Source organism: Bacillus sp. EA-CB0995, assembly GCF_055814245.1.
In genome coordinates this window covers 230,001-247,500 of sequence record NZ_CP169269.1, presented here as the reverse complement: position 1 = coordinate 247,500, position 17,500 = coordinate 230,001, and the positions used below count along the sequence as shown (strand labels likewise).

Annotated in this window: 14 protein-coding genes, 1 tRNA gene, 2 rRNA genes, 1 other RNA gene, 2 pseudogenes and 1 other annotated feature (1 of these 21 running past the window's edge); of the genes and pseudogenes, 16 read left to right on the top strand and 4 right to left on the bottom strand. The window is 39.5% G+C overall.

Annotated features, from left to right (window positions below):
* Both ACEWFJ_RS01425 and rrf read left to right on the top strand, forming a co-directional pair.
* Positions 1-2,539 (top strand): 23S ribosomal RNA (locus ACEWFJ_RS01425); it begins 382 nt to the left of the window's first position.
* Positions 2,540-2,589: 50 nt separating this feature from the next.
* A 5S ribosomal RNA gene (rrf, locus tag ACEWFJ_RS01420) occupies positions 2,590-2,705 on the top strand.
* Positions 2,706-2,744: 39 nt separating this feature from the next.
* Here the strand turns inward: rrf and ACEWFJ_RS01415 are convergent.
* The gene (locus ACEWFJ_RS01415; protein WP_473690100.1) at positions 2,745-3,731 is read right to left on the bottom strand and encodes a YaaC family protein; all 987 of its coding nucleotides are present in this window, start codon (positions 3,729-3,731) and stop codon (positions 2,745-2,747) included.
* A 116-nt stretch (positions 3,732-3,847) separates the two neighbouring features.
* Between ACEWFJ_RS01415 and guaB the strand changes: the two genes are divergently transcribed.
* The 7 genes from guaB (at position 3,848) to ACEWFJ_RS01380 (ending at position 10,837) form a co-directional block, all read left to right on the top strand.
* A complete protein-coding gene (gene guaB / locus ACEWFJ_RS01410) occupies positions 3,848-5,311 on the top strand; it encodes an IMP dehydrogenase (RefSeq protein ID WP_440604714.1) in 1,464 nt (487 codons plus the stop codon).
* A 103-nt stretch (positions 5,312-5,414) separates the two neighbouring features.
* Entirely contained in the window at positions 5,415-6,734 is a 1,320-nt protein-coding gene (locus ACEWFJ_RS01405) for a D-alanyl-D-alanine carboxypeptidase family protein (RefSeq protein ID WP_473690099.1), read from the top strand.
* Between the two features lie 157 nt (positions 6,735-6,891).
* The gene (gene pdxS / locus ACEWFJ_RS01400) at positions 6,892-7,779 is read left to right on the top strand and encodes a pyridoxal 5'-phosphate synthase lyase subunit PdxS (protein WP_098310709.1); all 888 of its coding nucleotides are present in this window, start codon (positions 6,892-6,894) and stop codon (positions 7,777-7,779) included.
* Positions 7,780-7,796: 17 nt separating this feature from the next.
* Positions 7,797-8,387 (top strand): pyridoxal 5'-phosphate synthase glutaminase subunit PdxT, encoded by a 591-nt coding sequence (gene pdxT, locus ACEWFJ_RS01395; protein WP_473690098.1) that lies wholly within the window; start codon positions 7,797-7,799, stop codon positions 8,385-8,387.
* Between the two features lie 54 nt (positions 8,388-8,441).
* Positions 8,442-8,662, top strand: a binding site (T-box leader).
* 49 nt (positions 8,663-8,711) lie between these two features.
* Positions 8,712-9,986 carry a serine--tRNA ligase gene (gene serS / locus ACEWFJ_RS01390; RefSeq protein WP_429709703.1) on the top strand — a complete coding sequence of 425 codons (1,275 nt, stop codon included), beginning with the start codon at positions 8,712-8,714 and terminating at the stop codon, positions 9,984-9,986.
* 218 nt (positions 9,987-10,204) lie between these two features.
* Positions 10,205-10,297, top strand: a tRNA-Ser gene (locus tag ACEWFJ_RS01385).
* 165 nt (positions 10,298-10,462) lie between these two features.
* The gene (locus ACEWFJ_RS01380) at positions 10,463-10,837 is read left to right on the top strand and encodes a sigma factor-like helix-turn-helix DNA-binding protein (RefSeq protein WP_176524702.1); all 375 of its coding nucleotides are present in this window, start codon (positions 10,463-10,465) and stop codon (positions 10,835-10,837) included.
* 36 nt (positions 10,838-10,873) lie between these two features.
* On the opposite strand, the gene ACEWFJ_RS01375 is transcribed toward ACEWFJ_RS01380, so the two are convergent.
* From ACEWFJ_RS01375 to ACEWFJ_RS01365, 3 genes are all read right to left on the bottom strand, one after another.
* Positions 10,874-11,542 (bottom strand): deoxynucleoside kinase, encoded by a 669-nt coding sequence (locus ACEWFJ_RS01375; RefSeq protein WP_098310713.1) that lies wholly within the window; start codon positions 11,540-11,542, stop codon positions 10,874-10,876.
* Positions 11,542-12,180: a deoxynucleoside kinase gene (locus tag ACEWFJ_RS01370; protein ID WP_253628325.1), complete on the bottom strand. Its 639-nt coding sequence runs from the start codon at positions 12,178-12,180 to the stop codon at positions 11,542-11,544. The genes ACEWFJ_RS01375 and ACEWFJ_RS01370 overlap by 1 nt, the downstream gene beginning before the upstream one ends.
* 123 nt (positions 12,181-12,303) lie before the next feature.
* A complete protein-coding gene (locus ACEWFJ_RS01365) occupies positions 12,304-12,840 on the bottom strand; it encodes a cysteine hydrolase family protein (protein ID WP_473690097.1) in 537 nt (178 codons plus the stop codon).
* Between the two features lie 73 nt (positions 12,841-12,913).
* Here ACEWFJ_RS01365 and tadA point away from each other — a divergent pair, with 73 nt between their 5' ends.
* The 7 genes and pseudogenes from tadA to ACEWFJ_RS01330 all read left to right on the top strand — a co-directional run bounded on the left by tadA (position 12,914) and on the right by ACEWFJ_RS01330 (position 17,356).
* On the top strand, positions 12,914-13,411 hold the full coding sequence (gene tadA / locus ACEWFJ_RS01360) for a tRNA adenosine(34) deaminase TadA (RefSeq protein WP_336484649.1): 498 nt from the start codon (positions 12,914-12,916) through the stop codon (positions 13,409-13,411).
* A gap of 77 nt (positions 13,412-13,488) precedes the next feature.
* Positions 13,489-13,753: signal recognition particle sRNA large type (gene ffs, locus ACEWFJ_RS01355), an RNA gene on the top strand.
* A gap of 273 nt (positions 13,754-14,026) precedes the next feature.
* Positions 14,027-15,711, top strand: a pseudogene (gene dnaX, locus ACEWFJ_RS01350) (DNA polymerase III subunit gamma/tau).
* Between the two features lie 74 nt (positions 15,712-15,785).
* Positions 15,786-16,112: a YbaB/EbfC family nucleoid-associated protein gene (locus tag ACEWFJ_RS01345; protein ID WP_176524706.1), complete on the top strand. Its 327-nt coding sequence runs from the start codon at positions 15,786-15,788 to the stop codon at positions 16,110-16,112.
* 14 nt (positions 16,113-16,126) lie between these two features.
* Positions 16,127-16,722 (top strand): annotated as a pseudogene (recR, locus tag ACEWFJ_RS01340) (recombination mediator RecR).
* A gap of 18 nt (positions 16,723-16,740) precedes the next feature.
* Entirely contained in the window at positions 16,741-16,962 is a 222-nt protein-coding gene (locus ACEWFJ_RS01335) for a YaaL family protein (protein ID WP_098310720.1), read from the top strand.
* A gap of 124 nt (positions 16,963-17,086) precedes the next feature.
* Positions 17,087-17,356, top strand: coding sequence for a pro-sigmaK processing inhibitor BofA family protein (locus ACEWFJ_RS01330; RefSeq protein ID WP_473690096.1), 270 nt, complete (start codon positions 17,087-17,089; stop codon positions 17,354-17,356).
* The last annotated feature ends 144 nt before the right edge of the window (positions 17,357-17,500 follow it).

Sequence of the window (17,500 nt, the reverse complement as noted above, 5' to 3'; positions counted from 1 at the left end):
TAGTTGAAACTTCGTTCCCTCTTGAATGTATCCTGAGTACGGCGGAACACGTGAAATTCCGTCGGAATCCGGGAGGACCATCTCCCAAGGCTAAATACTACCTAGTGATCGATAGTGAACCAGTACCGTGAGGGAAAGGTGAAAAGCACCCCGGAAGGGGAGTGAAAGAGATCCTGAAACCGTGTGCCTACAAATAGTCAGAGCCCGTTAACGGGTGATGGCGTGCCTTTTGTAGAATGAACCGGCGAGTTACGATCCCGTGCGAGGTTAAGCTGAAGAGGCGGAGCCGTAGCGAAAGCGAGTCTGAATAGGGCGTTTAGTACGTGGTCGTAGACCCGAAACCAGGTGATCTACCCATGTCCAGGGTGAAGTTCAGGTAACACTGAATGGAGGCCCGAACCCACGCACGTTGAAAAGTGCGGGGATGAGGTGTGGGTAGCGGAGAAATTCCAATCGAACCTGGAGATAGCTGGTTCTCCCCGAAATAGCTTTAGGGCTAGCCTCAAGTGTGAGAGTCTTGGAGGTAGAGCACTGATTGAACTAGGGGTCCTCATCGGATTACCGAATTCAGTCAAACTCCGAATGCCAATGACTTATCCTTGGGAGTCAGACTGCGAGTGATAAGATCCGTAGTCAAAAGGGAAACAGCCCAGACCGCCAGCTAAGGTCCCAAAGTGTGTATTAAGTGGAAAAGGATGTGGAGTTGCTTAGACAACTAGGATGTTGGCTTAGAAGCAGCCACCATTTAAAGAGTGCGTAATAGCTCACTAGTCGAGTGACTCTGCGCCGAAAATGTACCGGGGCTAAATACACCACCGAAGCTGCGGATTGATACCTATGGTATCAGTGGTAGGGGAGCGTTCTAAGTGCTGTGAAGTCAGATCGTAAGGACTGGTGGAGCGCTTAGAAGTGAGAATGCCGGTATGAGTAGCGAAAGACGGGTGAGAATCCCGTCCACCGAATGCCTAAGGTTTCCTGAGGAAGGCTCGTCCGCTCAGGGTTAGTCAGGACCTAAGCCGAGGCCGACAGGCGTAGGCGATGGACAACAGGTTGATATTCCTGTACCACCTCTTTATCGTTTGAGCAATGGAGGGACGCAGAAGGATAGAAGAAGCGTGCGATTGGTTGTGCACGTCCAAGCAGTTAGGCTGGTAAGTAGGCAAATCCGCTTACCGCGAAGGCTGAGCTGTGATGGGGAAGCTCCTTATGGAGCGAAGTCTTTGATTCCCCGCTGCCAAGAAAAGCTTCTAGCGAGATAAAAGGTGCCTGTACCGCAAACCGACACAGGTAGGCGAGGAGAGAATCCTAAGGTGTGCGAGAGAACTCTGGTTAAGGAACTCGGCAAAATGACCCCGTAACTTCGGGAGAAGGGGTGCTTTCTTAACGGAAAGCCGCAGTGAATAGGCCCAAGCGACTGTTTAGCAAAAACACAGGTCTCTGCGAAGCCGTAAGGCGAAGTATAGGGGCTGACACCTGCCCGGTGCTGGAAGGTTAAGGAGAGGGGTTAGCGCAAGCGAAGCTCTGAACTGAAGCCCCAGTAAACGGCGGCCGTAACTATAACGGTCCTAAGGTAGCGAAATTCCTTGTCGGGTAAGTTCCGACCCGCACGAAAGGTGTAACGATTTGGGCACTGTCTCAACCAGAGACTCGGTGAAATTATAGTACCTGTGAAGATGCAGGTTACCCGCGACAGGACGGAAAGACCCCGTGGAGCTTTACTGTAGCCTGATATTGAATTTTGGTACAGCTTGTACAGGATAGGCGGGAGCCTTTGAAGCCGGAGCGCTAGCTTCGGTGGAGGCGCTGGTGGGATACCGCCCTGGCTGTATTGAAATTCTAACCTACGGGTCTTATCGACCCGGGAGACAGTGTCAGGTGGGCAGTTTGACTGGGGCGGTCGCCTCCTAAAAAGTAACGGAGGCGCCCAAAGGTTCCCTCAGAATGGTTGGAAATCATTCGTAGAGTGCAAAGGCATAAGGGAGCTTGACTGCGAGACCTACAAGTCGAGCAGGGACGAAAGTCGGGCTTAGTGATCCGGTGGTTCCGCATGGAAGGGCCATCGCTCAACGGATAAAAGCTACCCCGGGGATAACAGGCTTATCTCCCCCAAGAGTCCACATCGACGGGGAGGTTTGGCACCTCGATGTCGGCTCATCGCATCCTGGGGCTGTAGTCGGTCCCAAGGGTTGGGCTGTTCGCCCATTAAAGCGGTACGCGAGCTGGGTTCAGAACGTCGTGAGACAGTTCGGTCCCTATCCGTCGTGGGCGTAGGAAATTTGAGAGGAGCTGTCCTTAGTACGAGAGGACCGGGATGGACGCACCGCTGGTGTACCAGTTGTTCTGCCAAGGGCATAGCTGGGTAGCTATGTGCGGAAGGGATAAGTGCTGAAAGCATCTAAGCATGAAGCCCCCTCAAGATGAGATTTCCCATAGCGTAAGCTAGTAAGATCCCTGAAAGATGATCAGGTTGATAGGTTCGAGGTGGAAGCATGGTGACATGTGGAGCTGACGAATACTAATAGATCGAGGACTTAACCATATAATATGAAGCAAATGTTATCTAGTTTTGAAGGAATATACCTTCATAAGTCTGGTAATGATGGCAGAGAGGTCACACCCGTTCCCATACCGAACACGGAAGTTAAGCTCTCTAGCGCCGATGGTAGTTGGGACTTTGTCCCTGTGAGAGTAGGACGTTGCCAGGCAAACGAAAGACGAGTCATTGGACTCGTCTTTTTTATTTCCTAAGAAATAGCGTTATGTTGATGCATTAAATATAAATAAATATAGTATGGAACTTTTTCAGCCGTAACAGCTAAAAATTGAAAGATAAACGGATAATCTTCAGAAGAGTAACTTCCAAGTAAATCGTACCACCAATCTGTTTCATAACGGGAAATCATACTTAAGTTATAAAGCAAAAGATAGTGTGTAAGTAATTCTGGGAAAACAGGAGCTGTTTCGCCATTGGCAGGTAAATAATAGGTATTTGTATAGTGATTATATGTAAGAGGTGCACTGTATAATGGATTCCATTGTTTAATAGGAGCTGTGAAATGCAAGTAGGAATCATTTTCTTTAGCGTTTGTATATCGAATGTTAAGATGTTTGCAACTCCCCTCCATATATCGTATAAAACGTTCTTCTGTCATATGAAAAGCATCTAAAACATGAGTAGGAAAAGTAAAGATATTCTCTGTCACCTCTTTTAGTTTATATAGCTTATTTCTTCTTTTACTGTATAGGAATAAATCCTTTAGTTCTGGGATTCGTTGCAGTAACTCCCCCATTGTATACTTTTCTCCCTCTAAATGTTTCATATGAAACATTTGTTCCGCAACTTGAGTAAATAGTCCATGCTTTTGTATTTTAACTTCATCATCTATAAACTGATAGCTTTGTTTTTTTCGCTTTCTTGTTGTGACCCCATGTGCTAATACAGAAGTTGATTCCGGATAATTAGGATTGACTGTAAGCAAACAAGCTTTTAGGAGTTGGCTCATTCCATAAAACAATAATACTGGTTTAATGGAAAATGGGGCAGTATAACATAACTCATAGTAATTTTTCCCATGCTCTAAGTAATAAATAAATGGATAACAATTTTCAAAACTTTTTTTCTCAGTATTTATATTACCTAATTTTTTATAGCAATGGGTAAGATAATGTTGCGTGTGAGTAGAAGAAAGAAAGAAGCTTAATTTCTGCCAAGTGCTTGATGAACGCTGCATTGTATACTCTCCTTTTATTTTTAGAAAATTCTAACATACACTGTCCTTCTTGACAGTATTTTAACCAATTGTTAAGCTACTAATAATAATTTCAGGTATCATGGGGGGAATCATTTATGTGGGAATCTAAATTTGTTAAAGAAGGTTTAACGTTTGATGATGTATTACTTGTACCAGCTAGATCTGATGTATTACCAAGAGAAGTAAGCGTGAAAACAGTTTTGTCTGAAAGTTTACAATTAAACATTCCTTTAATTAGTGCAGGTATGGATACGGTAACAGAAGCAGATATGGCTATCGCAATGGCTCGTCAAGGTGGATTAGGAATTATTCATAAGAATATGTCTATTGAACAACAAGCTGAGCAAGTAGACAAAGTAAAACGCTCTGAAAGCGGCGTTATTACAGATCCTTTCTTTTTAACTCCAGATCATCAAGTGTATGACGCAGAACATTTGATGGGGAAATATCGTATTTCAGGTGTTCCAATTGTAAATGATGCAGAAGAGCGAAAACTTGTAGGCATTATTACGAACCGTGATATGCGTTTTATCCAAGATTATTCAATTAAGATTTCCGATGTAATGACGAAAGAAGATTTAATTACAGCTCCAGTTCATACTACACTAGAAGATGCTGAAAAAATCTTACAGAAACATAAAATTGAAAAACTCCCTCTTGTTGATAATAACGGCGTATTACAAGGCTTGATTACAATTAAAGATATTGAAAAAGTAATCGAGTTTCCAAACTCTGCAAAAGATAAACAAGGTCGTTTATTAGTAGGTGCAGCTGTTGGAGTAACAGCTGATGCAATGCAACGCATCGATGCTTTAGTAAAAGCAAATGTTGATGTAATTGTTATTGATACAGCTCATGGACATTCAAAAGGTGTATTAGAAAAAGTGAGAGAAGTTCGTGAAAAGTATCCAAAATTAAATATTATCGCTGGTAACGTTGCAACAGCTGAAGCAACTCGTGAACTAATTGAAGCAGGTGCAAATATTGTTAAGGTTGGTATTGGACCAGGTTCTATTTGTACAACACGCGTTGTAGCTGGTGTTGGTGTTCCTCAGTTAACAGCAGTTTATGACTGTGCGACAGAAGCTCGTAAACACGGTGTTCCAGTCATTGCTGACGGTGGAATTAAATATTCTGGTGATATTGTAAAAGCATTAGCAGCAGGTGCACACGTTGTTATGCTTGGAAGTATTTTTGCCGGTGTAGCAGAAAGCCCTGGAGATACAGAAATTTATCAAGGTCGCCAATTTAAAGTATACCGCGGTATGGGTTCTGTTGGAGCAATGGAAAAAGGAAGTAAAGATCGTTATTTCCAAGAAGGCAATAAAAAACTTGTTCCAGAAGGAATTGAAGGCCGTGTTCCATTTAAAGGTCCTTTAGCAGATACGGTACATCAATTAGTTGGTGGATTACGTGCAGGTATGGGATATTGCGGTGCAGCTGATTTACCATTCTTACGTGAAAATGCACAGTTTATCCGTATGTCAGGTGCTGGATTACGTGAAAGTCATCCGCATGATGTCCAAATTACAAAAGAGTCACCAAACTATTCATTATAATGTCGGATATCAAAATAGACAGAGATTTAGTATCTCTGTCTATTTTTTTTGATTGTGTTAGAATAACGTTTATGTGAGTACAAATATATTGGGGGTAACAAAAGTGACAGGTATGTTCCGTAGGCAAATGATTGCGATTGTAACAGTACTTACACTATTTTGCAGCATGTTTTTTACATACAGCAGCGCATTTGCAGAAACAAATGCTCCTTTGAATGTTGATGCAGGTGCGGCAATTTTAGTGGAAGCAAATTCTGGAAAGATTTTATATCAAAAAAATCCAGATGAACTATTAGCAATTGCAAGTATGACAAAAATAATGAGTGAGTATTTAGTTCATGATGCAGTCGCAAAAGGGAAAATTAAATGGGATCAAAAAACAAAAATTTCTGAATATGCTCATACTATTTCACAAGACCGTTCTTTATCAAATGTTCCTTTAGAAAATGGCGGTACTTATACTGTAAAAGAGTTATACGAGGCAATGGCAATTTATTCTGCAAATGGTGCAACGATTGCCTTAGCTGAATTAATCGGTGGTTCAGAAGCTAATTTTGTTAAGATGATGAACGACAAAGCGAAAGAGCTTGGATTAAAAAACTATAAATTTGTAAACTGTACAGGATTAACAAATAAAGATTTAAAAGGGAAGCAGCCTGAAGGGACAACTCCGGATGAAGAGAATAAAATGTCTGCTAGAGATTGTGCAACCTTAGCGCAGTATTTAATTAAAGAGTATCCAGATACGTTAGAGACATCTAAAATCCCGAAAAAGACATTCCAAGAAGGTGGAAAATATCCAGTGAACATGGATAACTGGAACTGGATGTTACCTGGATTAGTTATGCAATATGAAGGGGTAGATGGTTTGAAAACAGGTTCTACTCCAGAAGCTGGGGATTGTTTTACAGGTACAGCAGAACGTAATGGTATGCGTTTAATTTCTGTTGTTATTAATACGAAATCTCACACAGCACGTTTTGCAGAAACTAAGAAGCTATTTGATTACGGTTTTACAAATTTCCAAACGAAAACAGTATATCCGAAAAATTCTCAAGTAAAAGGTCATGAAACAGTTCATGTAAATAAAGCAAAAGATACAGATGTAGCAGTGCAAACGAAGGAAGAAGTTGTACTTCCAATGCCAAAAGGAAGTAAAGATGTTTATAAAACAGATTTCAAAGCAGTAAATAAAGAGAATGAGGCGCCAATCAAAAAAGGTACCACACTTGGTTATATGACTGTATCAGCAAAAGATGCAAATGATGTAGGATTTTTAACCGGTAAGTCAATGGAAGTAGATCTTGTAACAAAACAAGATGTAGAGAAAGCAAACTGGTTTGTTCTTTCTATGCGAAGCATTGGTTCTTTCTTTAGTGATATATGGAATGGTGCAGTTGATACTGTAAAAGGTTGGTTCTAAGAGCTCCCCATAGGGGGCTTTTTTAATTTCCTGTTTTTCGCACCGATTTTATCAAAAAATAGTAGACAAGCCTCTAATAAGTAATGGTAGAATGTAAGAGTATTCTTACTTTTCGTCGTAAGTGGGGAAAAGCAATTCACCTAGGGGGTTTTTGTACATGATAAATGTAACAGGAACAGAGCGTGTAAAACGTGGAATGGCAGAAATGCAAAAAGGCGGCGTCATTATGGACGTAGTTAACGCTGAGCAAGCAAAAATTGCAGAAGCAGCAGGTGCGGTTGCTGTTATGGCATTAGAACGTGTTCCGGCTGATATTCGTGCAGCAGGTGGCGTTTCGCGTATGGCAGATCCAACGATTGTAGAAGAAGTAATGGGTGCTGTATCAATTCCAGTTATGGCAAAATGTCGTATTGGCCATCTTGTGGAAGCGCGTGTACTTGAATCATTAGGGGTAGACTATATTGATGAGAGTGAAGTATTAACTCCGGCTGATGAAGTGTACCATTTAAATAAACGTGATTACACTGTTCCGTTTGTATGTGGATGCCGTGATATCGGTGAAGCAGCGCGTCGTATTGCTGAAGGCGCATCTATGCTTCGTACAAAAGGTGAGCCTGGCACAGGGAATATTGTAGAAGCTGTACGTCATATGCGTCAAGTGAACGCAGAAATTCGTCAAGTTGCGAACCTACGTGAAGATGAATTAATGACATATGCAAAAAACACTGGTGCTCCTTATGAAGTATTACTTGAAATTAAACGTCTTGGTCGTTTACCAGTTGTAAACTTTGCAGCAGGCGGCGTTGCAACTCCAGCTGATGCTGCATTAATGATGCAACTTGGTGCAGATGGTGTATTCGTAGGTTCTGGTATTTTCAAATCAGAAAACCCAGAAAAATTTGCGCGTGCAATTGTTGAAGCAACAACACATTATGAAGATTATGAATTAATTGCTCGTCTTTCTAAAGGACTGGGTAATGCAATGAAAGGTGTTGAAATTTCAACATTATTACCAGAACAACGCATGCAAGAGCGCGGTTGGTAATTAAAGGAGTTTTTGAAATGATTACAATCGGTGTATTGGGACTTCAAGGGGCTGTTCGTGAACATGTACGTGCAATAGAAGCAAGTGGTGCACAAGCTATTATTGTGAAACGTACAGAGCAGTTAGAGGAAGTAGATGGACTTATTTTACCAGGCGGTGAAAGCACAACAATGCGCCGTCTTATTGATAAATATGGTTTCATGGAACCGCTTCGTGAATTTGCTAAAACAGAAAAACCGATGTTTGGTACATGTGCAGGTATGATTTTACTTGCAAAGAACCTTATTGGATATGAAGAATCACATATTGGTGCAATGGATATTACCGTTGAACGCAATGCGTTTGGTCGCCAAAAAGATAGCTTTGAGGCTGCCCTTTCTATGAAAGGTGTGGGCGAAGACTTTATCGGTGTATTTATTCGTGCGCCATATGTTGTCGATGTAGAAGATCATGTAGAAGTATTATGTACACATGAAGATCGCATGGTAGCGGTTCGACAAAACCATTTATTAGCAGCTTCTTTCCATCCAGAATTAACAGATGATCATCGTGTTACGGCTTATTTCGTAGAGATGGTGAAAGAAGCGAAAATGAAAAAAGTCGTATAAGTGACTTGCAACTTGTGCAAGATTATAGTAAATTGATGGTAACTATTTTATACGACAAATGTGTTGATAGGAAGTAGTAGCAAGAAGCGTTTCTTATAGAGAGTCGGTGGCTGGTGTAAACCGATAGGAGCGGCTTGTGAATCCATCCTGGAGTGAAATGCGGAACAGTCTTTGGACAAGTAAGCATTTCCGGTGAAGAGCCGTTATTTCTACTTGAGAGGAAAGCAAGTATGCTTTCAATTAGGTGGCAACGCGGGTTAACTCCCGTCCCTTTGTATAGGGACGGGAGTTTTTTGTTTTTCTAAAAATAAAGGAGGAATTACCATGCTTGATATTAAAATTTTGCGTGCAAACTTTGAAGAAGTAAAAGCGAAATTGCAACATAGAGGCGAAGACTTAACAGACTTTGGACGTTTTGAAGAATTAGACACAAAAAGAAGAGAATTACTTGTACAAACGGAAGAATTAAAAAGCAAACGCAATGAAGTATCTCAACAGATTTCTGTATTGAAACGTGAAAAGAAAGATGCAGAGGCACTTATTTTAGAAATGCGTGAAGTAGGGGATAAAGTTAAAGAGCTTGATAATGAGCTTCGTAAAGTGGAAGAAGATCTTGAGCGATTAATGCTATCTATTCCAAATATTCCACATGAATCTACACCAGTTGGCGAAACGGAAGATGATAATGTACAAGCTCGTACGTGGGGAGAAGTTCCAGAGTTTACGTTCGAACCAAAACCACACTGGGATCTTGCAACAGATTTAGGTATGCTAGATTTTGAACGCGCTGGGAAAGTAACGGGTAGCCGTTTTGTATTCTATAAAGGAGCAGGTGCAAGATTAGAGCGAGCTTTAATTAGTTTCATGCTGGATCTTCATACAGAAGAACATGGCTATGAAGAGATTTTACCTCCATATATGGTAAATCGTACAAGTATGGTGGGTACGGGACAACTTCCAAAGTTTGAAGAAGATGCGTTTCGTATTGAGAGTGAGGACTATTTCTTAATTCCTACAGCTGAAGTACCTGTAACAAACTTACATCGCGATGAGATCTTAAGTGGAGAACAACTACCAATTCGTTATGCTGCATTTAGCGCATGTTTCCGCTCTGAAGCAGGATCTGCTGGTCGTGATACACGTGGTTTAATTCGTCAGCATCAATTTAATAAAGTAGAACTTGTGAAATTTGTAAAACCTGAGGATTCTTATGAAGAACTAGAAAAATTAACAAATGATGCAGAGCGTGTATTACAATTATTAGGACTTCCATACCGTGTAATGAGCATGTGCACAGGAGATTTAGGATTTACAGCAGCGAAGAAATACGATATCGAAGTATGGATTCCTAGCTACGGTACATATCGTGAAATTTCTTCTTGTAGTAACTTTGAAGCATTCCAAGCGCGACGTGCAAACATCCGTTTCCGCCGTGATACAAATGCGAAACCAGAGCATGTTCATACATTAAACGGATCTGGACTTGCAATTGGCCGCACAGTAGCTGCTATTTTAGAGAACTATCAACAAGAAGATGGTTCTATCATCATTCCAGAAGTTCTTCGTCCTTATATGGGAGGAAAAACAGTAATTAAATAAAGTTTTATTCATACACATCTCTTGTTATCCAGTAAGAATAAATGGAATTGTTAACAGGAGAAGAGGTATATTTAACACTGACGATCTTCCTGTTTATTAGATTAGGATAAATTGTATGAGAAGGGAAAGAGAAAAATCTCTTTCCTTTCCTTATATATATATAGTAGGGTTGACGAACTGTTTTTCTTTTGATATTATATTTCATGTCATGTGAATACGGAGGAATACCCAAGTCTGGCTGAAGGGATCGGTCTTGAAAACCGACAGGCGGTGCGAGCCGCGCGGGGGTTCGAATCCCTCTTCCTCCGCCATATATAATTGACAACAGCGCATATAAGTGGAGATTGGAGAACTCGTTACCAACACGTAACGAGTTTTTATTTTAACCAATCAGGAAGTAGCATATAGGAGATGTAATCTCTTATAGAAACACTCATATTCCGAGGATTATCTTCATAGATATGAAAGGAGCTACCATGGATATTATTATACAAACGTTTCCGCTTGACGGAAAAACACTATACTATGTACAATGCCCCGTTTGCAAGAAAAATAAAATTTTAAACAGTGCTGCGAACGTATCTCGTATTGTAAGTGATGAAACATTTCGTAAACTTAGTGGTTGCATCTGTGATGTGAAACAAGAAGTGAAGAAAGTAGAAGCACCAAAACAAATCGAAAAACAAGCAGCTGCAAAACGTAAAGTAATTACGGCTGTTATTAACGGGACAGAAATGACGGTAAAAGAAATTGCTGAGGCGTATGATATTAGTGTAAGCACTGTACGTCAGCGCATTAATGCCGGAAAATCAGAGAGCGAAATTATTGCTCCGACCAAAAAGAAAAACTAAGTTTATAGGAAAAACCCGTGCGACTGCACGGGTTTTTTATTTTACAAGTTTACGTGTTTGTTGTAAGAAGTGACCAATTTTCTTAACGATTGGTTCAATTGAATTTTCATTTTGCAAAATATCATATTCATTAATATTAAGACGTAGTATAGGGCAAGCATTAAAATCATTAATCCAGTTTTCATAGCGTGCGTGCATCTCTTCCCAATACTCAATCGGTGTTTGCTGTTCCATAGGTCTTCCACGCTCTTTAATACGATCTACGATATCTTCAAATGATCCTTCTAGATAAATGAGTAAATCAGGGTGTGGGAAGTAAGGTGTCATAACCATTGCATCGAATAAGCTTTTATACGTTTCATAATCTGTAGCGGTCATTGTTCCCTTTTCATAATGCATTTTTGCAAAAATTCCCGTATCTTCATAAATAGAACGGTCTTGAATAAATCCACCGCCGTATTCGAAGATTCTTTTTTGTTCTTTAAAACGTTCTGCTAAGAAATAAACTTGTAAGTGGAAGCTCCAACGTGTGAAGTCATTGTAAAATTTGTCTAAATACGGATTAGAATCTACTTTTTCAAAAGATGTGCGGTAACCAAGTGCATCTGCTAATGCGTTTGTCATTGTGGATTTTCCGACACCCACTGTTCCTGCAATCGTAATAACAGCATCATTTGGAATATCGTATTTTTGTCTCAAATTCATTACTGGTTAATCTCCTTCGTCAGTGTATTTTGTAATGCTGATAAGATTACGTTTAAGTCCGATTCATTTTTCACAAAATCCATATTATCTCCGTTGAATTTTAGTACGGGGATGCTCGGATGATCTTGTTTGAAAGCTTCCATTGCCGCTTCGTAATCTTCAATGAGTTGTAGTAAATAATTTGGATCTATATTTTTTTCGAATTCCCGTCCGCGCATGGCAATTCGTTTTTGTAGTGTTTCTAAGCTTGCTGTTATATACACGATGACGTTTGGAACGGGCATATCTTGTGTTAAGATACGATAAATTTGCATGTATTTCTCGTATTGAGAACCCTGTAATGTTCGAGATGCAAAAATTAAATTTTTGAATATATGGTAATCTGCTACAACAGGAATATGTTGTTTTAAATATTTTGTATCGATGTCTTCTAGTTGCTTATAACGGTTGCAGAGGAAAAACATTTCTGTTTGAAAGCTCCATTCTTGGATGTCTTCGTAAAACTTGCCTAAGAAAGGATTCTCATCAACGATTTCTTTCAATAAATGGAGTTGCATGTGAGTCGATATCGCTTTCGCGAGTGAAGTTTTTCCGACACCAATTGGTCCTTCGACCGTAATAAATGGTACTCCGGTCACGCTGTTGCCTCCTTCCAAAACATAATTTAGCACTAATAAAAAGCACAAAACAGAATTATTGTAGCATAAGAGGAGGCAGAAAGGACTAGTTTTCATAAAAAGTTAGAAAATCAATTTATGTTATTACACTTTTAAATGAATTGATGGAGAAGTATTTGCTTTTAAAGTTGCTTGCATAATGTGTAATGCGTGTTTATTATCTTGGTCGCAATTGGATGCAATGCAATCTTCAGGTACATATAATTGATAATTTCTCATATGAGCGTCATTTGCGGTAAATAGGATGCATATATTTCCAGCTACCCCCGTTAAAATAAGGTTTTCTATCTTTAAATGACCTAACAATGAATTTAAGGGGGTTTCATAAAAAGCAGAATAATGTGGTTTAATAAAAATATAATCATCGCTTGAGGGTGCTATTTTTTTTATAATTTCTTGGCTATATTCATTTGTGCAATAGGTAATAAGTTCGTTGATATCAGCTCTCCATAAATGGTAATGATCATTTACATAAATAATTGGACAGCCAGAGTTTTTCATTTTTTGTTTGAGTTGTAAAATGGATTCTGTAATATTTTTGCATTTTCGTGCTAAGATAGGTCCATGTGAAAATTGAAAATCATTAATCATATCGATGATAAGAAGTGCTGTATTTTTCATATGTAATCTCCTTTCCTTTCTCTTTAGATTGGATTGAATATAGAAAAGTTATTTGTGATGAAAGGATTTTGTTATGGAAGAAGATATTTATTTTATGAAGCTCGCGATAGAGGAAGCAAAAAAGGCTGAAGAAATACAAGAAGTACCAATTGGTGCAGTTGTTGTAGTGGACGGTGAGGTAGTAAGTCGTGCGCATAACTTGCGTGAAACAGAGCAACGGTCAATTGCTCACGCTGAATTGTTAGCGATTGATGATGCGTGCAAAAAGTTAGGGACGTGGCGTTTGGAAAATGCAACCCTATATGTCACATTAGAGCCGTGTCCAATGTGTGCTGGTGCAATTGTGTTATCGCGTGTAAAACGTGTTGTATATGGAGCGAGTGACCCAAAAGGTGGATGTGCTGGTACATTAATGAATTTATTAACAGAGGAACGGTTTAACCATCAATCTGAAGTTGTGGTTGGTGTATTAGAAGAAGAGTGTGGAGCCTTATTAACAACCTTTTTCCGAGAACTACGCAAAAAGAGGAAGAAAGAGAAGGAAAATCTGGATAAAAATAGTCTTTGTTAACACGTTGCAATTTTTTAGGAAACAAGTTATACTGAGATTGCCTTCAGATAAGGCAACTAAATATGGTTTTAACTTTGCCGTGCTAAGCGGGGAGGTAGCGGTGCCCTGTACTCGCAATCCGCTCTAGCGAGGCCGAATCCCTTCTCGAGGTTATGCTACTGTAGGGTCTGCCTTAAGTAAGTGGTGTTGACGTTTGGGTCCTGCGCAACGGGACCCCGTGAACCTTGTCAGGTCCGGAAGGAAGCAGCAATAAGCGGGTCTTCTCGTGTGCCGCAGGAGTGCCTGAACCGAGCTAACTGCTTAAGTAACGCTTATGGTACGTAATCGACAGAAGGTGCACGGCAGTTATATATGCATATAAAGCTCATCCTATATGAATAGGGTGGGTTTTTTGTATAGAAAATAACTTTTGGAATCTATAATCAGAATGGGTTATAATAAGATGAAACTTTAATTAGTGGGTGATTTTTTATACCTTACTAATTATCAGTCGAACGAATCGGGCTTTTACGGGCAGTCTATCTCCCATCTAATTTCTTTGGTTTGAGCTGGGGATTGCTGTTCAAAAATAGCGGGATAACTGAGATAATAACCTTTGGGGGAGGCCGTATTTTCGTGTCATACCAGGCGTTATACCGAACATGGAGACCGCAAAAATTTGAAGATGTAGTCGGTCAAAAGCACGTAACGAAAACGTTGCAAAATGCCCTTCTTCAAGAGAAAGCATCGCATGCCTATGTGTTTTCCGGACCAAGAGGGACAGGAAAAACAACAATTGCAAAGGTATTTGCCAAAGCAATCAACTGTGAGCATGCTCCTACAGCTGAACCTTGTAATGAATGTCCTGCATGCTTAGGAATTACGCAAGGTGCTATTTCAGATGTATTAGAAATTGACGCGGCTTCGAATAACGGTGTAGATGAAATTCGAGATATAAGAGATAAAGTAAAATATGCTCCAAGCGAAGTTCGCTATAAAGTATATATTATTGATGAAGTTCACATGCTTTCTATGGGTGCTTTTAATGCGCTATTAAAAACATTAGAAGAACCCCCGCAGCATGTTATCTTTATTTTAGCAACGACAGAACCACATAAAATTCCACCAACAATTATTTCTCGTTGTCAGCGTTTTGAATTTCGAAAAATATCAGTGCATGATATTGTCGAACGATTAACAACTGTTGTAAACAACGAAGGAACGAAAGTGGACGAGGAAGCTCTTCAAATTGTAGCGCGTGCCGCAGAAGGTGGTATGCGTGATGCATTAAGTTTAATTGATCAAGCTATTTCTTATAGTGATGAAGTGGTAACAGTAGAAGATGTATTAGCGGTTACAGGTTCTGTTTCACAGCGATATTTAGCAAACCTTGTAGAGTGCATCTATGAAAATGATGTATCAAAAGCGCTGCGTATTGTTGATGATATTATGAATCAAGGAAAAGATCCACTTCGCTTCATGGAAGACTTCATTTACTATTATCGAGATATGCTTTTATATCAAACTTCGCCTCAGCTAGAGGATATGCTAGAGAGAGTTATTGTTGATGATTCATTTCGTAAGTTAAGTCAGGATATGCAGCCTGAAATGATTTATGAAATTATTCATACGCTTAGTAAAAGTCAACAAGAAATGAAATGGACAAACCATCCTCGTATTTTTTAGAGGTAGTTATGGTGCAATTGTGTCAGCAATTTGCGATGAAAGCAAATGGAGCGGATCGGTTGCAAGCTGTTTTACAAAGAATGCAGCAATTAGAACAGGAATTAGAAAATATGAAGCAACATGGTGTACCAGTTTCTGTGCAACAAGAGGTCAAAGAAACAAGGGTTACACCGAAGCCGACTCGTTCTGGTAGCATGAAAATACCTGTCGGGCGTGTTCATGAGGTTTTAAAACAAGCGACTCGTAAAAATTTAGAGCAACTAAAGAGTGCGTGGGGTGAACTGTTAGAGCGATTGAAAAATTATAATAAAGTTGCTTATGCGGTTTTATTAGAAAACAGTGAGCCAGTCGCGGCTTCTACTACTTCTTATGTTCTTGCTTTTAAGTATGAAATACATTGTAAAATGGCGAGTGAAAATCGCGAGGCAACAGATACGGTAGAGCAAATTCTCTTTGAACTGTTTGGAAAGAGGTTGCAAATGATTGCAATCCCAAAAAGTGAGTGGGGAAAAATTCGTGAGGGTTTCTTACAACATGAAGGTAATCCTTCAGAAGAAGCTGAAAAGCCGAAAGATCCTCTTATCGAAGAAGCTGTAAAGATTGTGGGAGAACAATTAATTGAAATAAGAGAGTAAAACACGTCTTAAATGGATTTTTCTTTATTAAACTATAAACATTCATTAAGAACCAATTAGGAGGAATTATTATGATGCGTGGTGGAATGGGAAATATGAATAACATGATGAAACAAATGCAGAAAATGCAAAAACAAATGGCGAAAGCGCAAGAGGAACTTGGTGAAAAAACAGTTGAGGGAACAGCTGGCGGTGGTATGGTAACAGTTATCGCAAATGGACATAAGCAAATTTTAGAAGTGAAAATTAAAGAAGAAGTTGTAGATCCAGAAGATATCGAAATGTTACAAGACCTTGTATTAGCTGCAACGAATGATGCATTAAAGAAAGCAGAAGAGCTATCATCTTCTACAATGGGACAATTTACAAAAGGATTGAATTTACCTGGCGGTATGTTCTAGGAGGTTGGTCATAGATGCACTACCCAGAACCAATCTCAAAGCTAATTGATAGCTTTATGAAATTGCCAGGAATCGGACCGAAAACAGCTGTTCGCCTGGCTTTTTCGTATTGGATATGAAAGAAGATGATGTATTAGATTTTGCGAAGTCACTTGTAAATGCAAAGCGAAACTTAATGTATTGCTCTATCTGTGGTCATATAACAGATAAAGATCCTTGTTATATTTGTGATGACTCTCATCGTGATCAATCGATTGTTTGTGTTGTGCAAGAGCCGAAAGATGTCATTGCAATGGAGAAGATGAAAGAATATCGGGGAGTATATCATGTGTTAAATGGTGCCATTTCCCCGATGGAAGGAATTGGTCCGGAAGATATCAATATCCCTCAGTTGTTAAAGCGACTGCACGATGAAACAGTACAAGAAGTTATTTTGGCGACAAACCCGAACATTGAAGGAGAAGCGACAGCGATGTATATTTCTCGTCTGTTAAAGCCGACAGGTATTAAAGTGACGCGCATTGCACACGGCTTACCGGTTGGCGGTGATTTAGAATATGCGGATGAAGTAACGCTATCAAAGGCGTTAGAGGGCCGCAGAGAATTATAATAAGTAGGAGAAATAGAGATGCTTTTTCAGAAAAAAGGGAAGTTGCGCAAAGAATATGACGAAAAATTAATCGTATTGCTAGAACAAGTGAAGGTAGAGTGGATGCGTCAAAAAAGAATTGTAGCACAAAGTATTGAACCTTCAGAAAATGTACTGTGTCATTTGAAATTAGCGGAAGCGAAATATTTCTATCTATTGAAGGAAGCGAAAAGGCGTCCTGTGAAAATGGAACAGTTGTAAAGACGAAGTCGAACGGAACATACATGTCCTGTTCGACTTTTTATTTTGAAGAAGAAATTTTAACGGTCTTTTTTTTCTTTTTTCCATACAAATATAGTGTACAAGTTGTAAGGGAGAGGACAGTATGGAACAACGTTTAATTATTGGCGGTATATTAACGTTAATCTTTCTTTTATTAATTGTAGGTGCTCCTATGAAGTTGTTTCGTTTTATAGGAAGGCCACTCGTCAAAATTGTAATAGGAGCTTTGTTGCTGTTTGTTGTCAATGTAGTGGGAGCACGATTTAACTTTCATCTTCCTATTAATGTCGGTACTACATTTATTTCAGGGTTTTTAGGTTTACCGGGTGTAGGGGCGCTTATAGTCATTAAATTATATGTTTTACCGGGCTAGAAAAGTTATGTTTTCTAGCCTGGTATTCTTTTTTGAAAAAGTGTTGACGTATAAACTATTAATATGGTAAATTAATAAACGTCGTCAACGACAAAAGAAAAAAGAAGTTGACACTCACAGTTAAATGTGATAAATTATAAAAGT

Bases quoted from the DNA above. Each gene is read 5' to 3' on its own strand.
- ACEWFJ_RS01375 (WP_098310713.1), bottom strand. From the start codon at position 11,542: ATGAATTTGAGACAAAAATACGATATTCCAAATGATGCTGTTATTACG.
- ACEWFJ_RS01330 (WP_473690096.1), top strand. From the start codon at position 17,087: ATGGAACAACGTTTAATTATTGGCGGTATATTAACGTTAATCTTTCTT.
- pdxS (WP_098310709.1), top strand. From the start codon at position 6,892: ATGATAAATGTAACAGGAACAGAGCGTGTAAAACGTGGAATGGCAGAA.
- tadA (WP_336484649.1), top strand. From the start codon at position 12,914: ATGGAAGAAGATATTTATTTTATGAAGCTCGCGATAGAGGAAGCAAAA.
- guaB (WP_440604714.1), top strand. From the start codon at position 3,848: ATGTGGGAATCTAAATTTGTTAAAGAAGGTTTAACGTTTGATGATGTA.
- pdxT (WP_473690098.1), top strand. From the start codon at position 7,797: ATGATTACAATCGGTGTATTGGGACTTCAAGGGGCTGTTCGTGAACAT.
- ACEWFJ_RS01335 (WP_098310720.1), top strand. From the start codon at position 16,741: ATGCTTTTTCAGAAAAAAGGGAAGTTGCGCAAAGAATATGACGAAAAA.
- ACEWFJ_RS01415 (WP_473690100.1), bottom strand. From the start codon at position 3,731: ATGCAGCGTTCATCAAGCACTTGGCAGAAATTAAGCTTCTTTCTTTCT.
- ACEWFJ_RS01380 (WP_176524702.1), top strand. From the start codon at position 10,463: ATGGATATTATTATACAAACGTTTCCGCTTGACGGAAAAACACTATAC.
- ACEWFJ_RS01345 (WP_176524706.1), top strand. From the start codon at position 15,786: ATGCGTGGTGGAATGGGAAATATGAATAACATGATGAAACAAATGCAG.
- ACEWFJ_RS01365 (WP_473690097.1), bottom strand. From the start codon at position 12,840: ATGAAAAATACAGCACTTCTTATCATCGATATGATTAATGATTTTCAA.
- serS (WP_429709703.1), top strand. From the start codon at position 8,712: ATGCTTGATATTAAAATTTTGCGTGCAAACTTTGAAGAAGTAAAAGCG.